The organism is Rhodococcus sp. OS5, assembly GCF_056837585.1.
The window spans coordinates 5,930,443-5,954,621 of the sequence record NZ_CM166368.1 but is presented as its reverse complement, the minus strand read 5'-3'; the positions used below and the strand labels follow the sequence as shown (position 1 = coordinate 5,954,621).

The 24,179-nt window shown below is 61.5% G+C and carries 21 protein-coding genes; 9 read left to right on the top strand and 12 right to left on the bottom strand.

Annotated elements, in window-relative coordinates; all coding sequences use genetic code 11:
• Positions 1-3: 3 nt before the first annotated feature.
• Positions 4-1,011, bottom strand: coding sequence for an AurF N-oxygenase family protein (locus ACVZUB_RS27895; protein ID WP_003943163.1), 1,008 nt, complete (start codon positions 1,009-1,011; stop codon positions 4-6).
• A gap of 277 nt (positions 1,012-1,288) precedes the next feature.
• Between ACVZUB_RS27895 and ACVZUB_RS27890 the strand changes: the two genes are divergently transcribed.
• Positions 1,289-2,131, top strand: coding sequence for an SDR family oxidoreductase (locus tag ACVZUB_RS27890; protein WP_074447109.1), 843 nt, complete (start codon positions 1,289-1,291; stop codon positions 2,129-2,131).
• Between the two features lie 111 nt (positions 2,132-2,242).
• Here the strand turns inward: ACVZUB_RS27890 and ACVZUB_RS27885 are convergent, their stop codons facing one another.
• Complete coding sequence (locus ACVZUB_RS27885; protein ID WP_482627957.1) at positions 2,243-3,481, bottom strand: HNH endonuclease signature motif containing protein; 1,239 nt, start codon at positions 3,479-3,481, stop codon at positions 2,243-2,245.
• A 1,103-nt stretch (positions 3,482-4,584) separates the two neighbouring features.
• On the opposite strand from ACVZUB_RS27885, the gene ACVZUB_RS27880 reads away from it, so the two are divergent.
• Positions 4,585-5,208 carry a hypothetical protein gene (locus ACVZUB_RS27880; RefSeq protein ID WP_054186991.1) on the top strand — a complete coding sequence of 208 codons (624 nt, stop codon included), beginning with the start codon at positions 4,585-4,587 and terminating at the stop codon, positions 5,206-5,208.
• A 669-nt stretch (positions 5,209-5,877) separates the two neighbouring features.
• On the opposite strand, the gene lanKC is transcribed toward ACVZUB_RS27880, so the two are convergent.
• Positions 5,878-8,460: a class III lanthionine synthetase LanKC gene (lanKC, locus tag ACVZUB_RS27875; RefSeq protein WP_482627956.1), complete on the bottom strand. Its 2,583-nt coding sequence runs from the start codon at positions 8,458-8,460 to the stop codon at positions 5,878-5,880.
• Between the two features lie 368 nt (positions 8,461-8,828).
• Here lanKC and ACVZUB_RS27870 point away from each other — a divergent pair, with 368 nt between their 5' ends.
• The 3 genes from ACVZUB_RS27870 to ACVZUB_RS27860 are packed head-to-tail and all read left to right on the top strand — an operon-like array spanning position 8,829 to position 11,452.
• Positions 8,829-10,022 carry a thiolase family protein gene (locus ACVZUB_RS27870; RefSeq protein ID WP_311094055.1) on the top strand — a complete coding sequence of 398 codons (1,194 nt, stop codon included), beginning with the start codon at positions 8,829-8,831 and terminating at the stop codon, positions 10,020-10,022.
• Between the two features lie 28 nt (positions 10,023-10,050).
• A complete protein-coding gene (locus ACVZUB_RS27865) occupies positions 10,051-10,812 on the top strand; it encodes a 3-hydroxyacyl-CoA dehydrogenase (protein ID WP_003942978.1) in 762 nt (253 codons plus the stop codon).
• A 13-nt stretch (positions 10,813-10,825) separates the two neighbouring features.
• Entirely contained in the window at positions 10,826-11,452 is a 627-nt protein-coding gene (locus tag ACVZUB_RS27860; protein ID WP_050656998.1) for a TetR/AcrR family transcriptional regulator, read from the top strand.
• Positions 11,453-11,539: 87 nt separating this feature from the next.
• Here ACVZUB_RS27860 and ACVZUB_RS27855 read toward each other — a convergent pair whose 3' ends face one another.
• Positions 11,540-13,162 (bottom strand): long-chain fatty acid--CoA ligase, encoded by a 1,623-nt coding sequence (locus ACVZUB_RS27855; RefSeq protein WP_003943212.1) that lies wholly within the window; start codon positions 13,160-13,162, stop codon positions 11,540-11,542.
• 101 nt (positions 13,163-13,263) lie between these two features.
• The gene (locus tag ACVZUB_RS27850) at positions 13,264-14,949 is read right to left on the bottom strand and encodes a dihydroxyacetone kinase family protein (RefSeq protein WP_039973156.1); all 1,686 of its coding nucleotides are present in this window, start codon (positions 14,947-14,949) and stop codon (positions 13,264-13,266) included.
• A 54-nt stretch (positions 14,950-15,003) separates the two neighbouring features.
• Here ACVZUB_RS27850 and ACVZUB_RS27845 point away from each other — a divergent pair, with 54 nt between their 5' ends.
• The gene (locus tag ACVZUB_RS27845; protein WP_047269365.1) at positions 15,004-15,867 is read left to right on the top strand and encodes a patatin-like phospholipase family protein; all 864 of its coding nucleotides are present in this window, start codon (positions 15,004-15,006) and stop codon (positions 15,865-15,867) included.
• Positions 15,864-16,718 (top strand): LLM class flavin-dependent oxidoreductase, encoded by an 855-nt coding sequence (locus ACVZUB_RS27840; protein WP_482627955.1) that lies wholly within the window; start codon positions 15,864-15,866, stop codon positions 16,716-16,718. The genes ACVZUB_RS27845 and ACVZUB_RS27840 overlap by 4 nt, the downstream gene beginning before the upstream one ends.
• 1 nt (position 16,719) lies before the next feature.
• Here ACVZUB_RS27840 and ACVZUB_RS27835 read toward each other — a convergent pair whose 3' ends face one another.
• Positions 16,720-17,730, bottom strand: coding sequence for a GntG family PLP-dependent aldolase (locus tag ACVZUB_RS27835; protein WP_475843075.1), 1,011 nt, complete (start codon positions 17,728-17,730; stop codon positions 16,720-16,722).
• Positions 17,731-18,065: 335 nt separating this feature from the next.
• Between ACVZUB_RS27835 and ACVZUB_RS27830 the strand changes: the two genes are divergently transcribed.
• On the top strand, positions 18,066-18,596 hold the full coding sequence (locus tag ACVZUB_RS27830; RefSeq protein WP_168421998.1) for an HNH endonuclease: 531 nt from the start codon (positions 18,066-18,068) through the stop codon (positions 18,594-18,596).
• A 19-nt stretch (positions 18,597-18,615) separates the two neighbouring features.
• A complete protein-coding gene (locus tag ACVZUB_RS27825; protein WP_007730463.1) occupies positions 18,616-18,873 on the top strand; it encodes a WhiB family transcriptional regulator in 258 nt (85 codons plus the stop codon).
• Positions 18,874-18,877: 4 nt separating this feature from the next.
• Here ACVZUB_RS27825 and ACVZUB_RS27820 read toward each other — a convergent pair whose 3' ends face one another.
• The 6 genes from ACVZUB_RS27820 to ACVZUB_RS27795 form a co-directional block, all read right to left on the bottom strand.
• A complete protein-coding gene (locus tag ACVZUB_RS27820) occupies positions 18,878-20,299 on the bottom strand; it encodes a DUF2252 domain-containing protein (protein WP_054780778.1) in 1,422 nt (473 codons plus the stop codon).
• Positions 20,300-20,379: 80 nt separating this feature from the next.
• The gene (locus tag ACVZUB_RS27815; protein ID WP_003942947.1) at positions 20,380-20,703 is read right to left on the bottom strand and encodes a DUF6292 family protein; all 324 of its coding nucleotides are present in this window, start codon (positions 20,701-20,703) and stop codon (positions 20,380-20,382) included.
• A gap of 69 nt (positions 20,704-20,772) precedes the next feature.
• Positions 20,773-22,053 (bottom strand): NAD(P)/FAD-dependent oxidoreductase, encoded by a 1,281-nt coding sequence (locus ACVZUB_RS27810; RefSeq protein ID WP_482627954.1) that lies wholly within the window; start codon positions 22,051-22,053, stop codon positions 20,773-20,775.
• Between the two features lie 45 nt (positions 22,054-22,098).
• Positions 22,099-22,650, bottom strand: a complete 552-nt coding sequence (locus ACVZUB_RS27805) for an acyl-CoA thioesterase (protein ID WP_042451572.1) — start codon at positions 22,648-22,650, stop codon at positions 22,099-22,101.
• 56 nt (positions 22,651-22,706) lie between these two features.
• A complete protein-coding gene (locus ACVZUB_RS27800) occupies positions 22,707-23,510 on the bottom strand; it encodes a class I SAM-dependent methyltransferase (RefSeq protein WP_075834719.1) in 804 nt (267 codons plus the stop codon).
• Positions 23,507-24,163 carry a FadR/GntR family transcriptional regulator gene (locus ACVZUB_RS27795; protein WP_054186998.1) on the bottom strand — a complete coding sequence of 219 codons (657 nt, stop codon included), beginning with the start codon at positions 24,161-24,163 and terminating at the stop codon, positions 23,507-23,509. Before ACVZUB_RS27795 ends, ACVZUB_RS27800 begins: the two co-directional genes overlap by 4 nt.
• Positions 24,164-24,179: the final 16 nt, after the last annotated feature.

Below are 24,179 nucleotides of genomic sequence, written 5' to 3'. Positions count from 1 at the left end.
GAGCTACGCGGCGGCGTTGTGCGAGCTGCGGTGAGGTTCGCTACGGAAGCGTGATGCGCGGCCGTCCATCTTGCAGGCCTTCCACACCAGGCGCGAGGCACGGTTCATCAGGCCGGTGTCGGTGGCCAGCATGCGGACGTCACCGAAGTAGTTGCGCAGGGTCTGGCGCGACTCGGGCAGATCCCAGAACAGGTCCTTCTTCACGGACTTCGGGATGTCGAACTGCTTCCAGAAGGACTTCGGCGGGATGACGATGGCGTCACAGAGAATGCGCATGACGATCGGGAACAGCAGCGAGAGGACAAACCGGTTCGGGCGTGACATCAGCGGGATGCGGCGGCTCAGAAGCTTGTGCGCGAACGAGATGTGACGCGCTTCCTCGGCTACGTGGATGGCCATGACCGACTGCATGATCGGGTGGATCTGGCCGCCGGCGCGCAGGATGCTCTTCTGAATGTGGTCGATCGGCTCTTCACCGGCGAGGACACCGACGAAGAACAGTTCGGGGAACGGACCCGCAGCGAGGGGAATGAAGGGTGCAAGCATCTTCATCGGACGGCTCATCCCGGGAGCGTCGGCACCGATGCGGTTGACCATCTCCTGGAACATCATCGTGTGGTTGCACTCTTCGACCGACTCGTGCGTGCAGTAGCGCGCCTCGGCCGAATCGTTGGGCAGTGAGAAGACGTACTGCATCATGCCGCGGATCAGAATGTTCTCGAACTGGAGACCGACCTTCGCGACATTGGCCTGGCGCCACATGCCGATTTCGATCTGCCTGGCCTCGGACTGCGACTGGTACCACGGGTGTGCACCCAGCGGGTCAGTCTCGGCCGGGAGGATCCAGCGGCGATCGTTCGGGACGACGGCAAACTCGGGGGAGTCCCAGTCGATGTCGAGGTACGGGTCGAAGTGCTTGTGCACCGAGCCCTCGGACAGGAGTCGAAGCGTCTCGTTGTACGAGTCGTCGGATGCTTCTCCGCGCTTGTCGAGCGGCGATGTGAGCGTCATGGCGTCTCCTCTTCGTTTCGGTCACCGCTGGTATTTCTCGCGGTGTTCGGTGGAATCGAGGGCCGGTTGTGTGATCGCTGGCACTCGGTCTGGATTTAATGTAACCCGAGGTATCAGGAAAAGCTAGTGGCAGATACTCCTGAATCCCGACGAATTCTTGACACGGCCGAAACGGCGCCATAACTTACTTTTGAGTAATTTCCGCGGTGCGTCCGAAGTGGGCTGTTCAGGGACGGGTTCGCACCGAATCGCACGCGAAGATCGAACCGAGGCCGACGTGATCAGATCGATTCTCAGCAATCTTGCATTGAGACCGCCGACGCGTCTGCGCTCCCTTGTTCCGTCTCGCGGCGTCACGCTTTCCGACAAGACCATCGTCCTGACGGGAGCCTCGTCGGGGATCGGTGAGGCGACAGCTCATCTATTGGCTCGTCGGGGAGCCGAGATGATCCTGGTCGCGCGCGGTGAGGAAAACCTCGAACACGTACGGGACGAGATTCACCGCAGGGGAGGATGGGCACACATCGTGCCTGCGGACCTCTCCCGCGGTGAAGCCGTTGACGAACTCGCGGAGACGATCGCGGATCGATTCGGGTCGGTCGACATCCTCGTCAACAATGCGGGTCGCTCGATCCGGCGCACCGCGTTGGATTCGGTCGACCGATTCCACGACTACGAGCGCACCATGGCGCTGAACTACTTCGGGCCGACAAGACTGACGTTGCGGCTACTGCCCGCAATGCTCGAGGCGAAGTCCGGACACATCATCAACGTCGGAACCTGGGGAGTTACTGCCGGGGTGATGCCCAGGTTCAGCGCCTATCACGCGTCGAAGTCTGCTCTCAGTGCATTCGGCCGAAGCCTCGGCGCGGAATGTCACGGCACCGGTGTCGATGTCACCACAGTGCAATTCCCACTCATACGAACACCGATGATCGCGCCGACGGCGGATTACGTGAGCCAGCCGGCGCTGACGGCCGATCAAGCTGCATCGTGGATCTTGAGGGCGATCAATACGCGTCCCGTCGAGCTGTATCCGCGGTACGCGGGGCTGTTACGAGCGATTGACGTTGTATCCCCTTCTGCCACTGACGCTCTCGTGCGAAGGGCCGGGATCTGAGGGGCTGGGATTTGAGGGGTTGGGATCTGAGGGGTTGGGATCTGACCAGAAACGTGCACCAGCACCGGGGCATGGTTCGTCCCCGGTGCTGATGTATTCGATTGTCGCGGTTCAGGCTGCTGTAGGTGGGCTGTTCCCGCCGATCGGCTGTTGATACGGATCGATCGACATCGGTGGATAGAACACCGATTTCCGATCCGGGCCGATCTCGACACGCCACTCCGTGTGGTGCAGCGTCCGATGGTGATGACCGCACAACAGAACCAGGTTGTCGAGATCTGTTGGGCCACCATCGTTCCAGTGAACAATATGATGGGCATCGCACCACCCCGACGGAGTCCCGCACGCCGGAAACGCGCACCCGCCATCCCGGACGGCCAGTGCTCGCCTTTGCGGAACCGTCGCTGTTCTCGCTTCCTTACCGCAGTCGAGCGGAACACCGTTCTCGTCCAGGAGGATCCGGGTGACGGTGCAGTCGCACGCCAACATCCGGGCCGTGTCGATACTGATCGGGCCCACCCAATCCGTCCACGCGAACCCCAACTCCTCCGTGGACGGCAAGAGGTCCTTCAACGCCTTGAGGTCCGTCATGTCTTTCGCAGACGCAGTCACCGTGATGTGCGGTTTCACCCCGCCCTCGATCGGACCCAACCCCGCCCGCTCGTACCGCCGCAACAATTCGCAGAACCCGTCCGCCCGCCGCAGTGCCGGCGTGCGGGTGTCCTTGACCCCGTCCTTCTCCGGCGTCGGAGCCGACAAACTCGACAACAACGTGATCAACCGGGCCCCGTTGATCGCATCCAGATCACCCTTCACAGTGACCCGCCCGTACAAGCCTTTCGAGGCGTAGAACTCGTTACGTTCGGAATCCTCACCCACCGGAACGCCGTCCTCACGGTTTCCGTACTGCTTCTCGATCCGCCGGATCGCCGCCCGCACCGCATCACAATCAGCAATGTTCTGCGACGCCAGGCCAAGCAGGATCCCGCGGGCCTTGTCCACATCCGCCGGGGTCATGTTCTTCGGTGGATGCTGACAGAACGACGCCACCTGCCGGGCTTTCAACGCATCCACGTCACCGCGATGAAACGCATCCGCGACAACAGGTTCGAGCATCAACAACCGCGCCAACCCGACCAGCAGACTGCACTCACCGATCTCCAAATTCGTTGAACCATGCAACCACTGCGCGATCGCCCGAAAACCCTTCCCGCCGAGAACCTCACGGGAAAACATCTCCACGATCAGCAACACCAACCGCGACTGCAACTCGTGCCGGACACGCACCAGATCCAGAACCTCCTCCTTGAGGCCCTCGCCATCCAGCTGCCACGCATCCCGACTGTCCATGCCGAAAGCATAATCGAACAAAGTTTCGAACACAAGAGAATGTGGATCGAAAATTGCTGCTATCAAATCGATTTCGACATTTCCGACATTCGGTTGTAGGTGGGTCGCCGACGTCGTCCACGTGCGCCGACGAGTGCGAGCGCCACCATCAACCCGGAGCACAACAGCATCACGTCGGAATTGTCTGAGCCCCAGCACATTTTCCAATCGGCGTCGATCATGTTGCCGCCTGTCCCCGGCAAGCGCATGGGTCCAGCCGAGCACCAGGCCCAGGAGTGTCATCGCCAGCGTGATGGGAACGAAGACCACCAGGACCCGCAAGAAATGCCCTCGAACAAGGCTGGTGGATTCGCGAAGATCGACGAGTGGTGGAAGCGCCGGACACGACGGACACCGATTTATTACTCATCGGTCTGGTGTCGAGTGCGCATCTGCAGTCCCGAGCCAAAACCAATCTTCAGCGCTTCCGGCGGCCGAACAATACGCCGACAGTCGAGATCATGATCAGCGCCACAAGAACGACGACGATGTACGACCTGTTCGCGGCCGGTGCCACCGTTTCGCTTTCTTTGGTCACTGCATCAGTGAATGTACAGCTTATGCCTGGAGGGAACTATCCCCAGAAGTCTGTAATTCCTGCCGCTACCCTCTCCGCCCGGCCGGGAAGGAGATAATTGAATCGTGATGGGATTCCATAGTGATCAATGCACCAGCTGGGCTGATGTTGGAGGCGCAAAGAAAATGCGTCCAACAAATAGACCAAGGTTAGTGCGATCAGCGATATTGCTAAAGACGCTTGGCTTGCTCGTAATAATCGAATCTTCACGACTCGCCCGCAACAGTCACGTCATCATGGGGTGACGATGGTATTGGTTGCTGCGATCCACCGAATCCAGCCGTGCTCAAAATTGACCTGTCGACTTTGGGAGTCGCCGAGCTCTCCTGACATCGGTAGTTCAAATCGACCATCCTCGCAGCCCTGCCTCCCATAGCCAGCAAAGATAGCACCGTGGACACTTTCTCCGTGCCGAGAAACAATCGATCGTGAGATCGGGGAAGTGGTTACTGCTAGTCCGCGACAAACAGCTCGCTATTCTCATCGAATGGATCAGGCAGTGTCGAACTCGCAGGCAACGAGAAGGTCCGGTGCTCTTCGTTGGGTTGTTTTGGTAAACGCACTTATCGCAGCGTCGGCGTCGGCGATGTATGTCGCAGCGAAATGCCATCTCACCTGGCCCGAACCTGCGGATAGTGCACTCTCGATCGCCGGTGCGGTCGTTCTCTGGGTCCTCACGGCGAGTGTTGCAATCGTGCTGCTCGGAGTGTGCTGGTGGCAGCGACGCCGATGGTTGTGGTCCGATGTCGCTGTTCCGGTTCTCGTGGTGATCGCACTCGGGATCGCGGCCGCGGGGCAGCCACATTTCGATCAGTATCGGGCAGACTTCGAAACCGTTGCACAGCAACTACTTCAAGAACCTGACGATCCCTATTCCGATGGGTATCATCGTGATCTACGAATCGGCAGATTCGATATCTCCTATGCCAACGTCAGCAGTGAAGGCCACGTCTATTTCTATGACGCACGAGATGGATTGGACATCTTGGACAATCCCGGCTGGGTGTACGCACCCGATGGTGTGTCCGACAAGACCTTCAATCAGCTCCGGCTGGAAGACATCGGGGGCGGATGGTACCGATTCCCTCATCTTGTCGTTGACAGCTATTGAAACTCAAACCACCAGACCTCCGCTCGAAGTCTCAGGAGAATGTGGTGACGCCGACCAGCATTCCTGAGGCGAACGGTAGTAGGAGTACGAGAAGCGTCGTCAAGGTGAGAGCGGTGTTGGCATGGCAACCGCCACCCCCCGTCGTACCAGCGCGAGCAGATGTCGCCGAAGTCCCAACTCTCGCCCCAACGCTGAACGAACCAACCCGAAAGTGCGGCTGTCAGGATCAGTAGGAATATCGTCGCCAGTGACCATGCGATCTACCCTCGGCATTGCCGCCAGGTCGCACACATCATCGGCGAATACAGCTCGGTGAAGTGCGGATGCGTCTCATGATGAAACAATATTGTTCGTCTGATGATCCGCACGGATTCCGAAAGCCGATACCCCGGACCTGCTCCGAGGTATCGGCCTGAGGTCAGAGGCAGAAGAAACTGAGCGAACTGATTGCCGCGTTCTGCTCGAGCTGGCCTGCGTCTCCGACGTTGCCGGCGGCGACTGACAGATCTTGAAGGGAGAGAATAGCGTCCATTGTCATTTCCTTTGTTGATCGGCGTTCTTGCCGATGGATTTGATCGATCGAGTTTGCTTGCGGTGTTGATTTAATTCCAGGTTTTTCGCCTGGTACTTCTGTGCTCCAATCTTCCGGGGTGATAACTTTCCGAACAACTAGGAGATGTGGCAGTTCGACACGCACATCAGTGGAAACGACTGTCGGACAGTTGGCAATCCGGCATGACGGAGCAATGCCAGTATTCCCGCGGATCCGGTTGCCCAGTCTGTCGAGAGTCTCAGGTTCTGTTCACCTGGAAAGTGCAGGCCTCCTGCGTGATTGAGGCTGTGCAAGCCCAGAAGCTGAAACTGCTGTGCAAGCGTCTGTTCACAATCGGCGCCGGCGTATGGAGTCTTGGAGAGTTCGCTGAGAAACAGAATCAGCCCGGCTCGCCCGTTGAGTAGTCCGGCTTGGGCAGTGAATTCGACTGTGGCGGAGCGGGATATCGCGCGCACCGCAGCTGCGTAACGCGGTTCGTCGACATGGCGCAGAAGTTGTAGAAGTACCAGGCCCACACCGACAGACCCGGATCCGAGATACGGCATCGTCCGGCGCTCCTCTCTCAGCTGCATCGACCCGTCAGGGCACATCGACATCACAGACAGATCGATGTCGACGAGCTGGCGTGCGTGTTCCAGCGATCGAGGATCACCACTCAGTTCGTAGTGGCGAGTCCAGAACAGTGCTTGTCCGCTCGGTCCCCGCATCAGCCCACCTCGGCCGGCCACTGCCCAAGGTGTTCCGCCGGCGTCGCGGACATGCAAGCGAGCAGCTGAAATTCGTTCGCGCAGAGTCTCGGTCACGACAGCGAGAGTGGGTGACACAGTCGGTCGTGAAACCGATTCCTCGAGTAGGAGGCAACCGATTCCGGAAAGGCCGCTGAAAAGGCTGGAGTCGATGTCGTCGAGTGGGGCTCGACGCAAAGTCTCGACCCACCTGTCGGCTGTCGAATGTCGCCCGTGATGCCGAAAGGTGTGCACCGCACCCGCGAGCCCGTCGAAGAAGCCGAACTTTGGTTGAGTATCCGAATCAACCTGATGTTCAGTCCATTCCAGAACTGACTCCAAGGTGTCTGCGGGAAGATCATCGGCGAGCAGGTTTCCGCACGAGCCGTGAGCAATGCCGTAGCCGTTCACCTCGAACTGGGCGATGTCACCGGGAAAGAGTCGATCAGGGCGGGCGAGATCAAGCGAGGCGAGGATGCCGCAGCGCAATAGAGCGGCCGTGCGTTGCAAGGTTTCGTTCGACGACGTGTCCCAACGACGCGGGCGATTCTCCGGTTCCGGCGGGAGTACGTCGAGCATCGAATAGAGCGAAGCACCGAAGGCACGAGGAAGATCGAAGCGAGACACCGCATAGTCGATGAGTTCGGGAATCTTGTTGCAATCGAGAGGGAACAATGTAGTAAGTGGGACAAAGAGTCCCAGCTCGATGCATCCCAACGAGTATCGATCCGCCGCGATTCCTGTCAACTGTCGAGGTGCTGTGTATCCGGGGGCTCCGGTGGACCGGGGCGGATGCTCGTCGATGTTGTGGGCCATCTCGAAGTCGATGATCCGAATACCGGACGGTGAGCACATGACGTTGCCAGGGTGAAGATCGGCATGAACGATTCCGGCGTTGTGGAAGCTCTCGACTGCGGTAGTCAACTGTTGTGCAATGTCGAGTGCCCAGGTTCTGTATTCCGTTCGGGAACTGAGTGTCTGGTCGGCGCGTATCAGTGGGTGGCGGAGCGCAACTTCCTGATTCAGTGGAGTGCCGGCAGCGCGCTCGGTGACAAGGAAGTGGTGTCCCTCGCGCTCGAACAAGCTGATGGCAGAAGGTGTGTACGGGTTGTCGGCAAGGTGAGTCAACTTGTCGTACTCGTTACGGATGCGGTCGATTGCGTACCGGCCGTTTGCGTCCGGGGCGGTAAAGGGACGGCCTTCTTTGATGACCAGATCGATGCCGGCGTCGTCGAATGCGGAGTAGATCCCCCCGCTGTTGCTGAAGTGCAGGGCTTCATTGATCGAATAGGGGAATTCGTCATGTGATTTCAGCTTGTCTTGCTGCGCGCGAACGAAGTCCGGGATTTGTACCCAGTCCGGAGTTCTGAAGGAAGTGCCGCGCACATCGGGTTCGAGCGATCCGTCAGGACGCCGAATTGCGGGGACGCGATCGCCGAATGAATCGTAGGTCTGCATGGGCAGATACGCGCCGTACCGTAAGTAGAGCGGTCCCCGGTTCCATCGCACATCGCTGAGGATGTACGGCCCGTCGGCACCGGTGACAAGCTTGTCCAGTTCGGTGATGACACGTTGTGTGGCAACACCATCCGCCGGATAGATCGTGATGAATTTTCCGCTGGAAGTTCGATTGGCCTGCTTGCTGTTGGACAACATGAGGTCTGCTGCCGTCCGAAGAAATTTGAACGGCACATGATTGTGACCGCAATACACGGAAACGGTATCGAGCAGCTCCTGCGCGTTGGCTTGGGTAGCGGAGCAGTGAATCTTCCATCCTTGTTCTGGCAGCAGACCGTCGGGCGGTTGGAAGTAGTTCCACGGTCCACTTTGGGGACCGCGCCGCCAGAGCGACCAATCCACCGACTTCGCGGGGATAAAGTGCTGGTCAGTTGATGTATCTGGTCGGGTGACCGTTCTGATTCGGTCGTAGAAATGCGGGTCGGCACGCGTGAAGGCAACGTATCGCAGGTCCACGCCAAACCTCCCAGTCAGTCCCCCTGCGGTTGTCATCGATTGGTGCCACGCCCCGAATCCCCTGTGGCTTGGATTGCTTGTGGCGGAAGGTTATCCGATTCCGGACATTTCGGGCGAAGATTGAAAACCTATCATTCGAAAGTACTAATGAATGGCGTGGGCCAGGCGAGGTCACTGATCGCCCAGCTTTTAGTCGGCCGCATTTGTTTCGAGTTCGGAGGCCCCCTCTTGACGAGAGGATCAAGTCGGTGGTAGTTCTTTAGCGAGCGCTAAGTCAGGGTGCTCCCTCGATCTCGGTCCGGTACCCGGCGCCACGAAACACGGGTGCCTGACCGCCCCAGCAATGCACGTCCTCGAAGGGAACGAAGATGACCAAGGCAGTGATCGTCGATGTAGTCCGGATCGCGTCCGGCAAGGGAAAGCCGGGCGGAGCACTGTCCGGGACGCACCCTGTCGAACTGATGGCCCACGTTCTGCGTTCCATCACCTCGCGAAACGGCCTCGACCCCGCCCTGGTGGACGACGTGATCGGCGGTTGCGTCGGCCAGGCCGGTGAGCAGGCGCTCAACATCACCCGCAGCGCGGTCCTGTCGGCAGGGTTCCCCGAGTCGGTACCCGCCACCACGATTGATCGCCAGTGCGGATCAAGTCAGCAAGCTGCGCACTTTGCGGCGCAGGGCGTGATCGCCGGGGCCTACGACATCGTGATCGCGGCAGGCGTCGAATCCATGAGTCGTGTCCCGATGGGTACCACGACGATGGGGAAGGACGCTTCCGGTCCGGGCGTCGCGGCTCGCTACCCCGAAGGCCTGGTCAACCAGGGAATCTCTGCAGAATTGATCGCCGCCAAGTGGAAGCTTGACCGCGACGCTCTCGACGCATTCTCCGCGCAGTCCCACCAGCGGGCAGCAGAGGCAGCGGCGAAGGGGCTCTTCGACAAGGAGATTCTGCCGATCTCGGTGACCAACGCCGCCGGTGAGACCGTCTCGCATACCGTCGACGAGACGGTTCGCGCGTCCACTACCGCCGAGGGCCTCGCCGGCTTGAAGCCGTCGTTCTACTCGGAGAAGTACGCGCAGCGCTTCACCGAGGCACAGTGGTCGATCACTCCCGGTAACTCGTCTCCGCTCACCGACGGCGCGTCCGCAGCACTGATCATGAGCGAAGAAATGGCGTCGAAGCTGGGGCTGACGCCGCGAGCACGCTTCCACTCCTTCTCGGTCGCGGGCGACGACCCGATCTTCATGCTCACCGCGCCCATCCCGGCCACCCACAAGGTGCTCGCTCGCGCGGGTCTGAGCATCGACGACATCGACACCTACGAGGTCAACGAAGCCTTCGCTCCCGTTCCACTCGCCTGGGCTCACGAGTTCGGCGCCGACCCGGCAAAGCTCAACCCGTGGGGCGGCGCGATTGCACTCGGCCATGCCCTGGGGTCCTCGGGTACTCGTCTGCTGACCACGATGGTCAACCACCTCGAGGCCACCGGCGGACGCTACGGATTGCAGACCATGTGCGAGGGCGCCGGCATGGCCAACGCCACAATCATCGAACGCATCTGAAACACATAACCTTTCGAAAGGAACTCTCATGATCGTCAACGACAGCGTCGCCGTCGTCACCGGTGGAGCATCCGGCCTCGGCCTGGCTACGACCAAAGCCCTTCTTGCCGACGGTGCCAGCGTCGTCATTATCGACCTTCCGTCGTCCAACGGTGAAGCCATCGCCAAGGAACTTGGCGACCGGGTCCGCTTCGCGGCTGCAGACGTCACCGACGAGGCTGCGGTCACCGCGGCACTCGACGTGGCCGAGTCCCTCGGACCCCTGCGCGTGGCAGTCAACTGCGCCGGAATCGGCAACGCAGTCAAGACGGTCAGCAAGAAGGGCGCTTTCCCGCTCGACGCGTTCAAGAAGGTCATCGACGTCAATCTGATCGGCACCTTCAACGTCCTTCGTCTTGCTGCGGAACGTATTTCGAAGACCGAGCCGATCGACGGTGAACGCGGCGTCATCATCAACACCGCTTCGGTCGCAGCGTATGACGGCCAGATCGGGCAGGCTGCGTACTCCGCGTCGAAGGGCGGCGTCGTCGGTATGACGCTTCCCATCGCCCGTGACCTCGCGTCGCTGCTGATCCGCGTCAACACCATTGCACCCGGCTTGTTCAAGACCCCGTTGCTGGCTGGACTGCCCGAAGCAGCCCAGGCGTCGTTGGGTCAGCAGGTGCCTCACCCCTCTCGCCTGGGTGATCCCAGCGAGTACGGCGCGCTTGCTGCGCACATCGTTTCCAACCCCATGCTCAATGGTGAGACGATCCGCCTCGACGGTGCAATCCGTATGGCACCGCGGTAATTTCGGCTATCACATGACTGGCGAGGTGGAGTCGGTGAGCTCGGTGGCAGTGGACTGGAGGTCCTTCCCGCCGCTGGTGATGACCGACATCCTGATGGCTTCGCTCGAGCTTTTCGACGAGAATGGTTACCACGGCACGACGGTGCGCCAGATTGCCAATCGTGTCGGGGTAACCGTTCCCGCGCTCTACTATCACCACGCGAACAAAGAGGCAATTCTCGTCGCTTTGTTCGAGGTCTCGATGAGTGAGCTGAATACCAGAACCGAAGCGGCAGAAGCGGAGGCCGGCGAAAATCCGGTACGACGCTTCGCCTTGGTGGTGGAGGCGATAGTTCTCTATATGACCCACCGGTCGCGGCATGCTGCGTTGGACACCGAGATCCGGCATGTCTCACCGGAAAGCCGAAGTCGATACGCCGCCAGTCGTAAGCGGCTCGAGTTGCTGATGCGCAGGATCGTCGACGACGGTGTGGCATCGGGAGATTTCGCGGTCACCGATACCGAAGAGACCGTCCGGGCAATACTCGGTATGGCGCAGTCACTGCCGCGTTGGTTCCAGACCGGCGGTCCGATGTCGCCGTCGCAATTGGCGCAGAAGTACGTCGACATCGCTTTTCGCACGGTCGGTTATCGTCCGTAAAGTGCATTGCTCGTTAAATGAAGGTGGGCAACAGAGTGAAAACCTGTTGCCCACCTTCAGTATTCATGCTTCAGCATTCACTCCGTGTCAGAGGCGAGTGACTTCGAGTCCGCCCTCGTGGTAGTCGGCGCGAAGGCGTTTCTTGTCGAACTTGCCGACGCTCGTCTTCGGGACTTCCTGGACCACGGCCCAGTTCTCGGGCAGCTGCCACTTGGCAACCTTGTCCGAAAGGTACTGTTGCAGTTCGGACATGGTGGTTTCGGAACCAGCGCGAAGAACAACCGCAACCAACGGGCGCTCGTCCCACTTCTCGTCCGGCACGCCGATGACGGCAGCTTCGGTGACGTCAGGGTGACCCATGACGGCGTTCTCGAGGTCGACCGAGGAGATCCATTCGCCGCCGGACTTGATGATGTCCTTGGAGCGGTCGGACAGGCTCAGGAAGCCGTCGGCCGTGATGGATCCGACGTCACCGGTCTTGAGCCAGCCGTCGTTGAACTTGTCTTCCGCATCGACGCCGTAGTACGACCCGGTGATCCAGGGGCCGCGCACTTCGAGCTCGCCGACGGAAACGCCGTCGTGTGCAACAACTTTGCCGTCATCGTCGATGAGACGTGCCTCGACGGATGCCGGGAAGCGGCCCTGGGAGTAGCGGTACTTCCACATCGCGTCGCCGGTGACGCCGGCCGGCGGGCGGGCAACGGATCCGAGCGGGGAGGTTTCGGTCATGCCCCAGGCATGCAGGACCGAGACGTTGTGATCGGCTTCGAATGCGTGCATGAGGGCCGGCGGTACCGCGGACCCACCGATCAGAACCTCGCGCATCGAGGAGATGTCCTGCGGGTTCTGCTCGAGGTAGAGGTGCAGGCCCTGCCAGATGGTGGGGACGGCTGCGGCGAACGTCGGCTTCTCGCTGGCGATGATCGCAGCCAACGGGGCAGGCTGGAGGAAGCGGTCGGGCATGATCAGCGAAGCACCGATCATGAATGCGGCGTAGGGAAGTCCCCACGACATGGCGTGGAACTGAGGCACCACGGCGAGTGCACGATCGCCCTGCGCGAGGTTGGGGCCGTCGCTCATGCAGACCTGCATGGAGTGCAGGTAGATCGAACGGTGGGAGTAGACGACGCCCTTGGGGTCACCCGTGGTGCCGGACGTGTAACACATTGCGGCAGCGCTCAGTTCGTCGACCTCGGGCCAGTCGAACTCGGTGGGCTGATCGGCGATCAAGCCCTCGTAGGTGTGAACCTGCACTCCCTCGGGAGCTTCGAGTCCTGCAGTGGAGGAGCCGGTGACGACGATGTGCTTGACGGTGGTCAGCGACGGAAGCTGCGGAGAGAGAAGCGGAATCAGGGACGGGTCGACGATGATCACGCGGTCCTCGGCGTGATTGGCGACATGGATCAACTGCTCGGGGAACAGACGAATGTTCAGGGTGTGGAGCACAGCGCCCATCGAGGGGATCGCCAGGTACGCCTCGAGGTGCTCGGAGTTGTTCCACATGAACGTGGCGACTCGCTCGTCGCCCTCGACGCCGAGCCCGCGCAGGGCGTGCGCGAGCTGAGCACAGCGCTTGCCGACGTCAGCGTAGGACACACGGCGCGGGCCGGACTCGGTCCACGTGACAACCTCGGAGGCGCCGTGAACGGAGGCACCGTGGCGGAGAAGTTGAGCAATGGAGAGGGGGGCGTCTTGCATGGTGCTCAGCATGGGCTGCTCCTGTGTGGTGTGTGAGACCGGTGCTTTTGCCCACGGGCCGTCACAAACGATGTGCTGTGGCTGCCAGATTAGTCACAGCCCCGAAGTGCTCGCTAGTGACCCACTGCACTGGCGAAGAACCACGCTATGAGTAGCGCTCCCGGATCGACTACTCCGCGAGCGGCTTCGCCCACATAACTTGCACGTCCGCGGTTCGCGAGCATGGTTTCGGTCGACTCCGCCCCGGCCGCTGCGGCTTCCGCTGCGCTCGCCAGCGCAGCATCTCGATCGGCTTCCGAGCTCACGGATTGCTCCAACGACTCGACCGCCGGAACTATCGCGTCGACCATCGTCTTGTCGCCGACGCGTGCGCCGCCGAGCGAGGTGATGTTGTCGAGTCCCGCTCGCGCTGCAGCCGCGATCGCGCCGAGGTCGAGTTCGGAGTCCGCCGAGTCTGCGGCCACGCGGAAGAAATGCCGGAACCAGATGCCGAACAATGCGCCGGAGGTGCCACCGGCGTGGCCGAGGTACGCCTGTGAGACTGCATCGAATATCGTTGCGGTGGAGTACGTGTCACGGATCGCCGAGATGTCGAGTTGATCCAGTGCGGCCACCATGTTGGTCCCGAAATCGCCGTCGCCCGCTCGTCGGTCGAGATCGGTCAGTGCCGGTTCCTGATCCAGTACCTTCTCGGCCCAGTCCGCAATCCAGCTTCCGACGAAGCTGCTTTCGGCGGTGCGTGAGGTGTCGGGTGTGAATGTGGGACCGAAAGATTCGCGCGTGCCCATGCCGGTGTACTCACGCGCTATAGCATTCGGCCAGGCGGGCGCTTTTGTTGGTGCGTCCCATAATTCGAGGATTTCTTTGTCTGTGCGAACAAGGGTGATGGACGCGCCTGCCATGTTCAATGCAGTGACGAAGGTTCCGATCAGTGTCCGCTCGATGTGAATTCCCTGTTCGTCCAGATAATCTCCGAGTTCGGCGAACAGAAGTTGCAACTCCAGCGGGTGGGTGGCGCCGAGACCGTTGACGACGGCGATGACGCGGTCGCCTTCGGCGAGACTCAGGGACTTGATGATCGGGTCCGTCAGCCGCCGCACCAATTCCGGTGCGGGCAGGGCGTCCACGCGTTCTGTGCCGCGTTCGCCGTGGATGCCGATACCGAGTTCCATCTGACCCGCCGGCAAGTCGAACGACGGCTCGTCAGCCCCCGGCAAAGTGCATGGGCGAAGGGCGACGGCCATGCTCCGAGCGGAGTGCGCGACGTGTTGTCCGATCCGGGTCACCTCGGCCAGGTCGTCGCCGCGGGCGGCGGATGCGCCGCAGACCTTCTCCACCACGATGGTTGCCGCAGTACCGCGTCGCCCCGGGCCACTGCCGTCTGCGCGTTCGGTCGCGACGTCGTCGTCGACCAGGACGACGTCCGTATCGATCTTGTCCTCGCGTAGCAACTCTCGGGCGATACCGAAGTTCATCACGTCGCCGGTGTAGTTCTTCACGATGTGAAGGACGCCGCCGCCGGCGTCGGCAGCCTTGGACCCCTCGTGGATCTGAAGTGCATTGGGTGAGCTGAAGACCAATCCGGGGCAGACGGCTGTGAGCATTCCTTCGCCGATGAATCCGGCGTGCATGGGTTCGTGGCCTGAACCGCCGCCGGAGACGAGCGCGACCCGTCCGCGGGGAAGTGGCCTTGCGCGTGTGAGGTACCCAGGGTCGGGATTCCACGCGATGTCGTCGGTGGATGCGATCAAACCACGGAGTGCGTCGGGAACAAATGTCTTTGCGCTGCGCATGAACATCACTTCAGAGTAGGTCTAACGTCGACTTCGGGCACGGATCACGATCGACGAGAGGTGGACGGCGTGAAATTGGGGTTGGTACTTGCCGGTGGCGGCGTTGCGGGAATCGCCTGGGAAACAGGTTTTCTGTTGGGCCTTCAGGACAAATCACCGGACACTGCCGCTGCGCTGCTGACGGCGGACGTGTTGATCGGCACTTCCGCAGGTTCCACGGTGAGCGCTCAGATAGCGAGCGGCGTGACACTGCAAGAGCTTTTCGACGCACAAACAGCGGAGGCGACCGGCGAAATCGACCCGAAGGTCGATGTCGAGGTACTCGGTCAGATGTTCGTCGACGCGATCGCAGGATCGCAGGACCGGGCCGAGCAGCTCCGTTTGCTCGGCGAAGCAGCGATGAGAGCCGATACCGTCGAACCTGCCGTGCGTCGCGCGGTCATCGAGGCGAGGCTGCCCAATCGGTTGTGGCCCGACCGGGAGTTGCGCATCCCGGCGATCAACGCACAGACCGGTGAGTTGAGGGTGTTCGGCAACGCTGACGGCGTAGAACTGATCGACGCAGTCGGAGCAAGTTGCGCCGTACCAGGGGTGTGGCCGGTAGTCGTGATCGAGGGCGAGCGGTACATGGACGGCGGAATGGCGAGTGGCTCGAATGTTCATCTGGCTGCCGACTGCGATGTGGTCGTGGTTCTTTCACCCGCAGCCGACCCCGCCCCGAATCTTCTGGGCGGCAGTCTACGAGAGGAAATCGACGTGATGACGCCCTTGCCCGTGCTGCCTGTCTTCGCCGACGACGCCGTCGTCGAAGCGATCGGAACGAACTCGCTTTCACCGACAACCAGGCGCCCCGCAGCCGAACTCGGCCGCGAACAGGGCCGTCGAACCGCCGACGAGATCGCCGCGTTTCTGGTGACGGCATGAGCGCCGCACGGATTGCCGTCGTCGTGCGCCCGGAGCAATCTCCGGAAGATCTGGTTCGACATGCCAGGTATGCAGACGAAGTCGGTATCGACGAGGTCTGGTTGTGGGAAGACTGCTTCTTCGGCGGAGGAATAGCCACTGCTGCAACTGTATTGGCTGAGACCGATCGCGTGGGTGTGGCGATCGGTGTGCTGCCGACCCCGATGCGCAACACCGCGATCACGGCGATGGAGATTTCAGCGCTGGCCAGAGTTCATCCGGATCGACTACGGGTTGGCTTCGGTCACGGCGTTCAGAGTTGGATGCGGCAGATCGGGGCCAAAGCCGAATCGCCGTTGACCCTCCTGCGGGAGCAGTTCGGAGCAGTCGAGCGGCTACTGGGCGGTGAGTCGGTGACGGTGTCCGGTCGATACGTGAATCTCACGGACGTCACGCTGGCGTGGCCACCGGAGACGGTGCCGCAGTTGCTCGTCGGCGCCACGGGGCCAAAGACTTTGGCGCTCAGTGGCGAGTTGGCGCAGGGCACCGTGCTCTCGGGTGGGACGACCCCGGACGGCGTGCGTCGGGTGATCGCTCACATCGGGGCGTCGGATCACGAGGTCGTCGTCTACGTCATCTGTGCTTTCGGTTCCGGCGGTCGTGAGCGCGCCCTTGCCGAGGCCGCAGCGTCCGGTAGCGAGTCGCCGGAGGATGCGATTGCCGTGGGCAACGCGGCCGAAGTCGCGGCAGCAGCACGGCGATGGGTTGCAGCAGGTGCAACCACCGTGGTACTCCAACCGACTGTTGACGAGCCGGATGTCCGCGAGTTCATTCGTTTTGTCGCGCAGGAGGTTCAACCCCTGGTGGCGTAGTTCAGAAGGTTACTCTGGACAGAACCGCGTCGATGTCGGCAGTGCTCACGTCGCGATGTGTCACGAACCGAACCTTCCCGGCAACGGTGACCGCGCCGACATCGACACCGGCGAGCTGAGCAACGGTGACCGACGGATCAGCTGTCGCGGCCAGAACGATGTTGGTGGCAGGTTCGTCGACGGCCCAACCGCGTTCACGAAGCCCCGACGCGAGGCGCTGCGCGTTGTCGTGATCGTCGGAGAGGCGAGCTTGTGAGCGCAACGCGACGATGCCGGCTGCGGCCAGCACTCCGCCCTGACGAACGCCGCCGCCGAGCATCTTGCGGATCCTTCGGGCTTCGGTGATCAATTCGGGTGATGCGGCGAGTATCGAGCCGACCGGCGCACCGAGTCCCTTACTCAGGCACACCTGAACGGTATCGGCGCCGGAAGTCAATTCGGTGGGCGAAACATCGAGTGCAGCAGCGGCATTCCAGAGACGGGCGCCGTCGAGGTGAATCTTCAAGCCGCGTGATCGCGCTGCGTCGACCAACGTCGTCCATTCGGTCGGATTCATGACGGCACCGCCGGCGAAGTTGTGAGTGTTCTCGAGACAGAGCAGCGTGGTGTTCAACGCGAAGTACGGGCCGGGGGAGCCCGCCGCCTTCACGACCGTCTCGGGGGTGGGACGTCCGGGTCCGCCGTCGTGCGGCAACGCCATCGGCATTCCCTGGGCGAGCCAGGCAGCGGTGCCCAATTCGGAGCCCAAGACGTGAGAGTGTTCCGGTGCCAGGAACTGATCGCCGCGGTGAAGGTGCAGCATCAGCGCAATCAGGTTGCCCATCGATCCGCTCGGCACCCACAGTGCCGCCGGTAAACCCAGAGTGTGCGCCACCTCTTCCTCGAGCGCCGCCATGGTCGGGTCGTGATCGAGGACGTCGTCACCGACCTCGGCGTCGGCCATCGCCTTCCGCATCTCCGCATCAGGCTTGGTGACGGTGTCCGAGCGTAGGTCGATGTACGACGAAGTCATGGCTCATTCGATCAAGCCGCGTGTTCCGGCGTCAAACCGCGGTATTTCCAGGACGGCTCTTCCGGCCTGATAAATCGATATCGCTGAGGATGCCTTCCGTGTGATGATGAGCGCCGGCAATCGCCGGTGACGAGAACAAGAAGTGGAAGGGGACGGGCATGCGCGACTGGAAGCAAGCGTTGCACCTGCGCGGGCACTCACCCCGCGGTATTTCCCATCCCGCATTCGGGGAACAGAGTGGCGCTGGATATATGCCGTTCCCCATTTCTTGCATTTGCTCCTGACCCGTCTTCGTGTCCAGGAGTTTCACTCCTCGACACGAACTGAGAACTCTCATGCGGAACCCGAACCGCGCACTTGCTCACAGTTGGATGAACCGCCCCGTCCGGGTACTCAACGCCACGTACGAGTACCTCGGTGAAGTGAGCGCCGATCGTGCGGTCGTCCTGATCGCCACCGGCTCCGCGCAGTCCACCGAAGACGTGACCCCGATATTTCCGGTGCGCTCCAAGCACGTCGAAATCCCACTGCCGAGGACGATCCTGCTCGCCGAGTACGTGTACGTTGCTCACCGGGTGACGGTCACCGATTCCAGTCGGGCCACTTTTGCCGGTGTCTTCGACCGGGACGGTCGTCGATGTGCGTACTGCGCCGCCCGGGCAACGACCATCGACCATGTCCAGCCGCGGAGCCGTAACGGGCCCAACACGTGGGGAAATCTGGTGGCGTGCTGCAGTTCCTGCAATCAGCGCAAGGCGGATCGCACACCGGCCGAGGCCGGTATGCGGCTGCTGTGGGAGCCGAAGGCACCTCGGCGCATCGAGAAAGTGCAGCAGAAGATCTGGCGCGAATTGAGTCGGACGTGACAGTCGAAGGGAGCCAGTGATGTGCGCTGACGAAATCTCCAATTTGGCTGAGCTTTTGCCGATCTCGGACGACCGGACGTGGTGGCAGGCGGAATGCCGAGGAGACCCCGAGCCGGACCGGTGGTTTCCCTTTCCGTCCGAGGGATACGACTACGCGACCGACGTGTGCAACAGGTGCCCGATTGTGGCTTCGTGTCGTGAATTCGCCTCTGCCACTGGTCAGACCGGAATCTGGGGTGGAGTGAAGTTCGAGCAGGGCAGGATTGTCGCGGCGTGAGGGATCAGATTCCCGGCTCCGCGGCGATCGTGCCGGCCGACACCGCCCGGCACAGAGCGTCGTGGTCACGTTCGGTCTGATCGGCGTAGAGCCGAGCAAACCGGGTGAGGGCGGTGTCGACCGTGTCCGAGGTTCCCAGGTAACCGGAAATCAGTGACGCGCCACTGGTTCGTGCGTGTCCCTTGGCCAGTAGGCGACCGCAGATCGCGACATAGTCGGTCAAGGCTGCTGCATCGATATTGTTCAGGTCCACAGAACCTTTCATGTTCCGGAACTGACGGACGTAGTACTGGCGGTCGTCCACGGTGCACCACCCGAGCAGTGGATCGCTGACTGTCTGGAGAGCCTGCTGGTATTCCGCGACGCGTCGTCCTTGATGGTCGTGCCAGGCCGAGTCACCGTGCACGAAGGGTGCAACGACGGATCGGCGAGCCTGCTTGAGCTGCAAGAAGATGACGTCGTCCGGGATGCTCCCTTCGCACAGGGCCACATAGGCGCGCAGAGCGACACTCCCGACTCCGACAACCCGGTGCGCGACGTCGATGACGTTGTATCCCGAGACGACTCGGCGCCAGTGTGGTGCAAGGGTTTCGAGATACTCGTCCAGACCCTCCAGGAGAAAGTCTGTGTCCTGCGGCGTGAGTCGTGTTGTGAGCGGCGGGTTCTCGAGCAACTGGCGCCGTCCGTGATCCTCGACGGTGAACCGCGGCACCGCATGGTCACTCGTACGCCGCCGGGCGCGCTCCGCGGCGCGCCGGATCTCGGCCAGCAACCCAGGATCGGTGACGTGGTCGGTGAGTCCGTCGAGATCGACCCGGTCGAAGGAGCGATCGAACAGTGGACGCTCGGACAGCTTCGCCAAGTGGAGGCGATACGCGGACACACACGAGGTTGTTGCTGTTTCGCATTGAGCTTCGGTGAGACCGTTCTGCCGACCGGCCACCCAGATGCTCGCAGCCAGCCTTCGTAGATCCCATTCCCAGGGGCCGGGATGTGCTTCGTCGAAATCGTTGAGGTCTATGACAAGTTCGCGTTCCGGAGATCCGTAGAACCCGAAGTTTCCGACGTGCGCATCTCCACAGATGACGGGAGTGATGCCGGTGGACGGCAGCTGCGCCATGTCCTCTGCCATCAATCCGGCGGTACCGCGCAGGAATCCGTATGGCGAAGCGACCATTCGCCCCACACGGATCGGAACCAACCAGTCGAGTCTTCCCTCGTGTGCCGTGTTGACCTGATCGACCGGGTCACGTCGATCGGATGGGGGCGTCCAGTCGCCGAGCGACGATCGCGCCACTCGCTTGCGCAGGCCTTTCCCGATCTTGCGACGCTCACTGCGGGGCGTCTGACGCGCCCGCAAAGTCGCTCTGCCGTTCGGTTCGTTTTCGAGAGCCAGCTGACCGGCAGGCCTGTTCAGCGGGTCCATGTCGGGCTCTCTTTCGTCGGGCGTGCGAAACTCGCGCTCGATCTTATGCCCGCCGGATTGTGCGCCGCGCGATGAGTTCCTTAACTACCCGCCTGGGCAATCAACTCGACAGCGCGGTCGGCGCACAGTTCAGGATCCGGCATTCTCCCGATACCGAGGCATTCGACAACGGCGAACGACGCATCCGGTGTGGTTTCCACGCCGAGCGCCCACCCGAAGTAGTGATTCCAGGCGAGTACGGCTCGGTGGCCACTGTGCTGCGGAATCTCGCTGCCCAGAACGAGTACTGCGTCGAACGCGGGGCCGTCGCACCAGATGACCGATTCGGCGAAGGTGGAGCTGGCGACGGCGACTACGTACCTGTGACAAGTCGATTCACTCGGAATGGCGATGTGTGCACGCATGGTCGCTCCTCCGACTCGGTTGCGATCGGAGGGTTCCCCGTTGCCGGCGCCGAAAAAACGCTTGTCAGATTACGTCCCGGCCACAGATCTACGACGCAGACGGTGCCTGAGATGTTTTTGTGCTGCCCGCGCGACCGAGCGAGTCGAGAGATACTGTTCGGCCGGTATCAACCGGGAACCGAACAAGTAGAACCTTCGGGCTTCGTCGTGGTCGTGGGTGGCCGCGGAGATGAGCAGACGTTCGATCGCGGTGAACTTTCGCCCACCGGCGTAACCGCTCATGTAGTCGATGTGATTCGTCATACTTGCTCTGGCGCTACGGTATTCGGTCAATGCAGCGGTCACGTTCCGATGTGAGTCGAGTGTGTCTGCCGGCGTCTCCGTCAGCATGTGCGCGGTCGCATCGACCAGCATCTGAGCGGTCTCGAGTGCCCACGAGCATCCGATACCCCACAACGGGTCGTTGGTTGCCGCAGCGTCGCCGATGAGTGCGAACCCGTTACCTACGGGTTCGGTGAGGGTTGTGGAGAAGTGTTTGGTACCAACGATCTTCCCGACGATGTGCTCTCGCCGAACAAGCGGAGCGCCGGGTAATGCGTTGGCGTACTCGAGGAAAGCAGTAGACAGGTCGTCAGTGAACGAGCCGAGCTTGTCGAGGGCAGGGAAGACCACCAGCACGCTGATTCCGCCGTCGTTGGGGAGCAGATAGGCGACGTCGGGATCCATGAACCACGACAATGACGTTTCTCCGCCGGGTCGTTCAAGTCCGGAGAGTTGGGCGAAATAGCTGAAACGCCCGTTGGATGCAGTCACGGAGTCGCAACGAGCGGATCGTGCGACGGTCGAATCCTTGCCGTCCGCTCCGATGGTCAATCGTGCTTCGACAGTGAAGACCGAACCCTGTTCGGTGCCGTAGACGCCTGCAGTAGTGCCGTTCTCGGTCAGCAGTCCGGAAACGCGATACCCGAGAAGAAGGTCGACGTTCGGGTAGTCGTTCGCGAGTTGGCGCAGTAGGGGGTCGAGAGTTTCCCTTCGGACGTTGAACCCAGGTGGCGGTGAGTTCTCTGCCGCGTCAGGGGTGATCACTCCCCAAGGGGTCCAGAATGTCGGAACGGTTTCCACCATTCCCAGGGCGAGCAGTTTTTCCGTGGCGCCGAGTCGTTGCAAGATCGGGGCACCGCACGGTTGCAGGCGGTGAGTGCACAGGACTTTGTGCGCCCGGATGTCGGAGCGAGCGTCGAGAAGCGCTATCCGCAGACCTTGCTGGGCGTACATGATTGCGGCCGCGCATCCCGCGATGCTCGCGCCGACAATCACAACGTCATACTTTTCCCGTGCCTTCGAAGTCACTCGATCAGCTTAATGCATAAGGTTATAACTTAAATATGACTGGATTCAGTCATCGTGTTCGGGCGTTAAGTCCCGAACTGCGGCCCGGATGGACTGTTCACGAAGCTCGTTCTCTCTGCGCAGTTCACGACGCCGTCGCCCGGCCTCGAATCGCTGCCTGGCGATTGTTCCGGTCGGCCGGAGTTGGGGTACCTCAGCCGGTTTCCCGTCGCTTCCCATCGCCACCATCGTGAAATAGCAACTATTGGTGTGGCGAGATTTTCCGAGAAGAATGTCTTCGGTTTCGACTCGAATTCCGATTTCCATCGAGGTGCGCCCGGTGTAATTGACGGAAGCGCTGAACGTGACGAGTTCGCCGACATGCACCGGTTCGCGGAACACCACACGATCCACTGACAGAGTCACGACGTAGGTCTGGGCATATCGACTCGCGCACGCATAGGCAACCTGGTCGAGAAACTTCAGAATCGTTCCGCCGTGCACGTTGCCCGAGAAGTTTGACATGTCCGGCGTCATGAGGACGGACATGGACAAGGTTTGTTTCGATGCTTGCTGCGATGCTTGTTTCAATTCAGGTAGGGAGTTCGATTCAGACATCAAGCGGGCCTCCTCGGTTCGGTGGACGGTGAAGAGACCGTATCCGGCCAAGAGGGTTACCCGCGCGTTCGGAAGAGCGCGGTGTCAGAGTTCGGGACAGTGCCCGTGTGGAGGACGTATTCGCTGGTGGCGACGGGGCCGGCCGCGCTCGACCTGAGATAGGCCTCGAGCGTCGAGCGGAGGTGCGCTGACATCAAAGCCCAATTCCCTGTGCTTCGAACGGCCTCGCGAAAGTTCTTCAACGCCGGTGCCTGGTCGCACAGTTCCTCGACGGGATCCGAACCGGCTGGTAGTTGCCACTCGAGCAGGTGCGAGGCCGAGCTCACCGACTCCAATCCGGCTGCTGCCTTCTCGAATTCGCTCGAGCTCGACCATGTCGTCGGTAGTGGTGTGATGCCATTCCACGCCGAGGCGGCCTCCCGGCGGAGTGCTGCTGCCCACCCGTTCTCCGACCACGTTGCGACGCAGATCTTTCCGCCTGGCCGGGTCACCCGCATCATCTCTGCGAGGGCAATCGAGGGGTCGGGACAGAAGATGATCCCGAAGATGCTGACGCAGGCGTCGGCACTCGAATTCGGCCAGGGTAAAGACTGCGCATCGCCGATCGTGAAGTTGGGTTGGGTAGTGCCGGGGTGGGGAATCCAGCGTTCGCGTGCGACCTCGAGCTGGCTGGCGGAGAGGTCGAGTGCGTGGACCGTCATGCCTGACTGAGCCGCCGGGAGCGCAAAGTTCCCGGTTCCGGCGCAGACGTCGTACACCGTGCTCACATGCCCGATCGAGCGCAGTGCCTCCGTCGATGCCGGTGAGAGTTGCTCGGCAAGAGGCGAATAGGTCGTACCGTTCCAGTTTCCCCGATTCACGCCAAGCTCCTTTCGACGGCGTCGATGACCGTGTCGAGCGCTGCGCCTGCCGCGTGCGCTGCTTCGTCGGGGTTGCGTTCCTCGATGGCTGCGATCAAGGGTCGGTGCTCGTCGACGTGGAAACCTGGACCGACACTGACTGCGGACAGCGAATCCGTCACGGCGGCAAGGACTCCCCGGTAGACGTCGATCAGTGCGGAATTGTGGGACGCCTCGACGATCGAAAGGTGCAGGGCCATGCCGGCTTCGACAGTGAAGCCGCCGACATGACCGGGGTGGGCATTCCAGGCTGCATGTATCCGCGCGAGATCTTCGGGGGTGTGGCGCTGCGCTGCAAGTCGCGCGGCTTCGACCTCGAGTCCGCGTCGCAGGCTCAGTACGTCGAGAACGTCACCTCTGGCGAGCCTGCGCCCGAGTAGTCCTTCGACCGGCGACGCCGCCATGACGTACACGCCGCCACCGTGGCGTACGGACAGAACTCCGGCGTGTGCAAGCGCCCGTACCGCTTCGCGCATGGTGTTTCGGGCGACTCCCAATTCTTCGACCAATGCGGTCTCCGGCGGGAGTTTCGATCCGACGGGCCATCGACCGGTCGAGATCGCCTCCTCGATCGCCGCGGCGACGATGTCTACCTTGCGTCCGGAATCGGCCATGTATGTCACCTCGGAT

What these genes read in the sequence shown, in the direction of transcription:
- ACVZUB_RS27895 (WP_003943163.1), bottom strand. Translation starts at nt 1,011, where the DNA reads ATGACGCTCACATCGCCGCTCGACAAGCGCGGAGAAGCATCCGACGAC.
- ACVZUB_RS27885 (WP_482627957.1), bottom strand. Translation starts at nt 3,481, where the DNA reads ATGGACAGTCGGGATGCGTGGCAGCTGGATGGCGAGGGCCTCAAGGAG.
- ACVZUB_RS27880 (WP_054186991.1), top strand. Translation starts at nt 4,585, where the DNA reads ATGGATCAGGCAGTGTCGAACTCGCAGGCAACGAGAAGGTCCGGTGCT.
- ACVZUB_RS27870 (WP_311094055.1), top strand. Translation starts at nt 8,829, where the DNA reads ATGACCAAGGCAGTGATCGTCGATGTAGTCCGGATCGCGTCCGGCAAG.
- ACVZUB_RS27865 (WP_003942978.1), top strand. Translation starts at nt 10,051, where the DNA reads ATGATCGTCAACGACAGCGTCGCCGTCGTCACCGGTGGAGCATCCGGC.
- ACVZUB_RS27860 (WP_050656998.1), top strand. Translation starts at nt 10,826, where the DNA reads ATGACTGGCGAGGTGGAGTCGGTGAGCTCGGTGGCAGTGGACTGGAGG.
- ACVZUB_RS27855 (WP_003943212.1), bottom strand. Translation starts at nt 13,162, where the DNA reads ATGCTGAGCACCATGCAAGACGCCCCCCTCTCCATTGCTCAACTTCTC.
- ACVZUB_RS27850 (WP_039973156.1), bottom strand. Translation starts at nt 14,949, where the DNA reads ATGTTCATGCGCAGCGCAAAGACATTTGTTCCCGACGCACTCCGTGGT.
- ACVZUB_RS27840 (WP_482627955.1), top strand. Translation starts at nt 15,864, where the DNA reads ATGAGCGCCGCACGGATTGCCGTCGTCGTGCGCCCGGAGCAATCTCCG.
- ACVZUB_RS27835 (WP_475843075.1), bottom strand. Translation starts at nt 17,730, where the DNA reads ATGACTTCGTCGTACATCGACCTACGCTCGGACACCGTCACCAAGCCT.
- ACVZUB_RS27830 (WP_168421998.1), top strand. Translation starts at nt 18,066, where the DNA reads ATGCGGAACCCGAACCGCGCACTTGCTCACAGTTGGATGAACCGCCCC.
- ACVZUB_RS27825 (WP_007730463.1), top strand. Translation starts at nt 18,616, where the DNA reads ATGTGCGCTGACGAAATCTCCAATTTGGCTGAGCTTTTGCCGATCTCG.
- ACVZUB_RS27820 (WP_054780778.1), bottom strand. Translation starts at nt 20,299, where the DNA reads ATGGACCCGCTGAACAGGCCTGCCGGTCAGCTGGCTCTCGAAAACGAA.
- ACVZUB_RS27815 (WP_003942947.1), bottom strand. Translation starts at nt 20,703, where the DNA reads ATGCGTGCACACATCGCCATTCCGAGTGAATCGACTTGTCACAGGTAC.
- ACVZUB_RS27805 (WP_042451572.1), bottom strand. Translation starts at nt 22,650, where the DNA reads ATGTCTGAATCGAACTCCCTACCTGAATTGAAACAAGCATCGCAGCAA.
- ACVZUB_RS27795 (WP_054186998.1), bottom strand. Translation starts at nt 24,163, where the DNA reads ATGGCCGATTCCGGACGCAAGGTAGACATCGTCGCCGCGGCGATCGAG.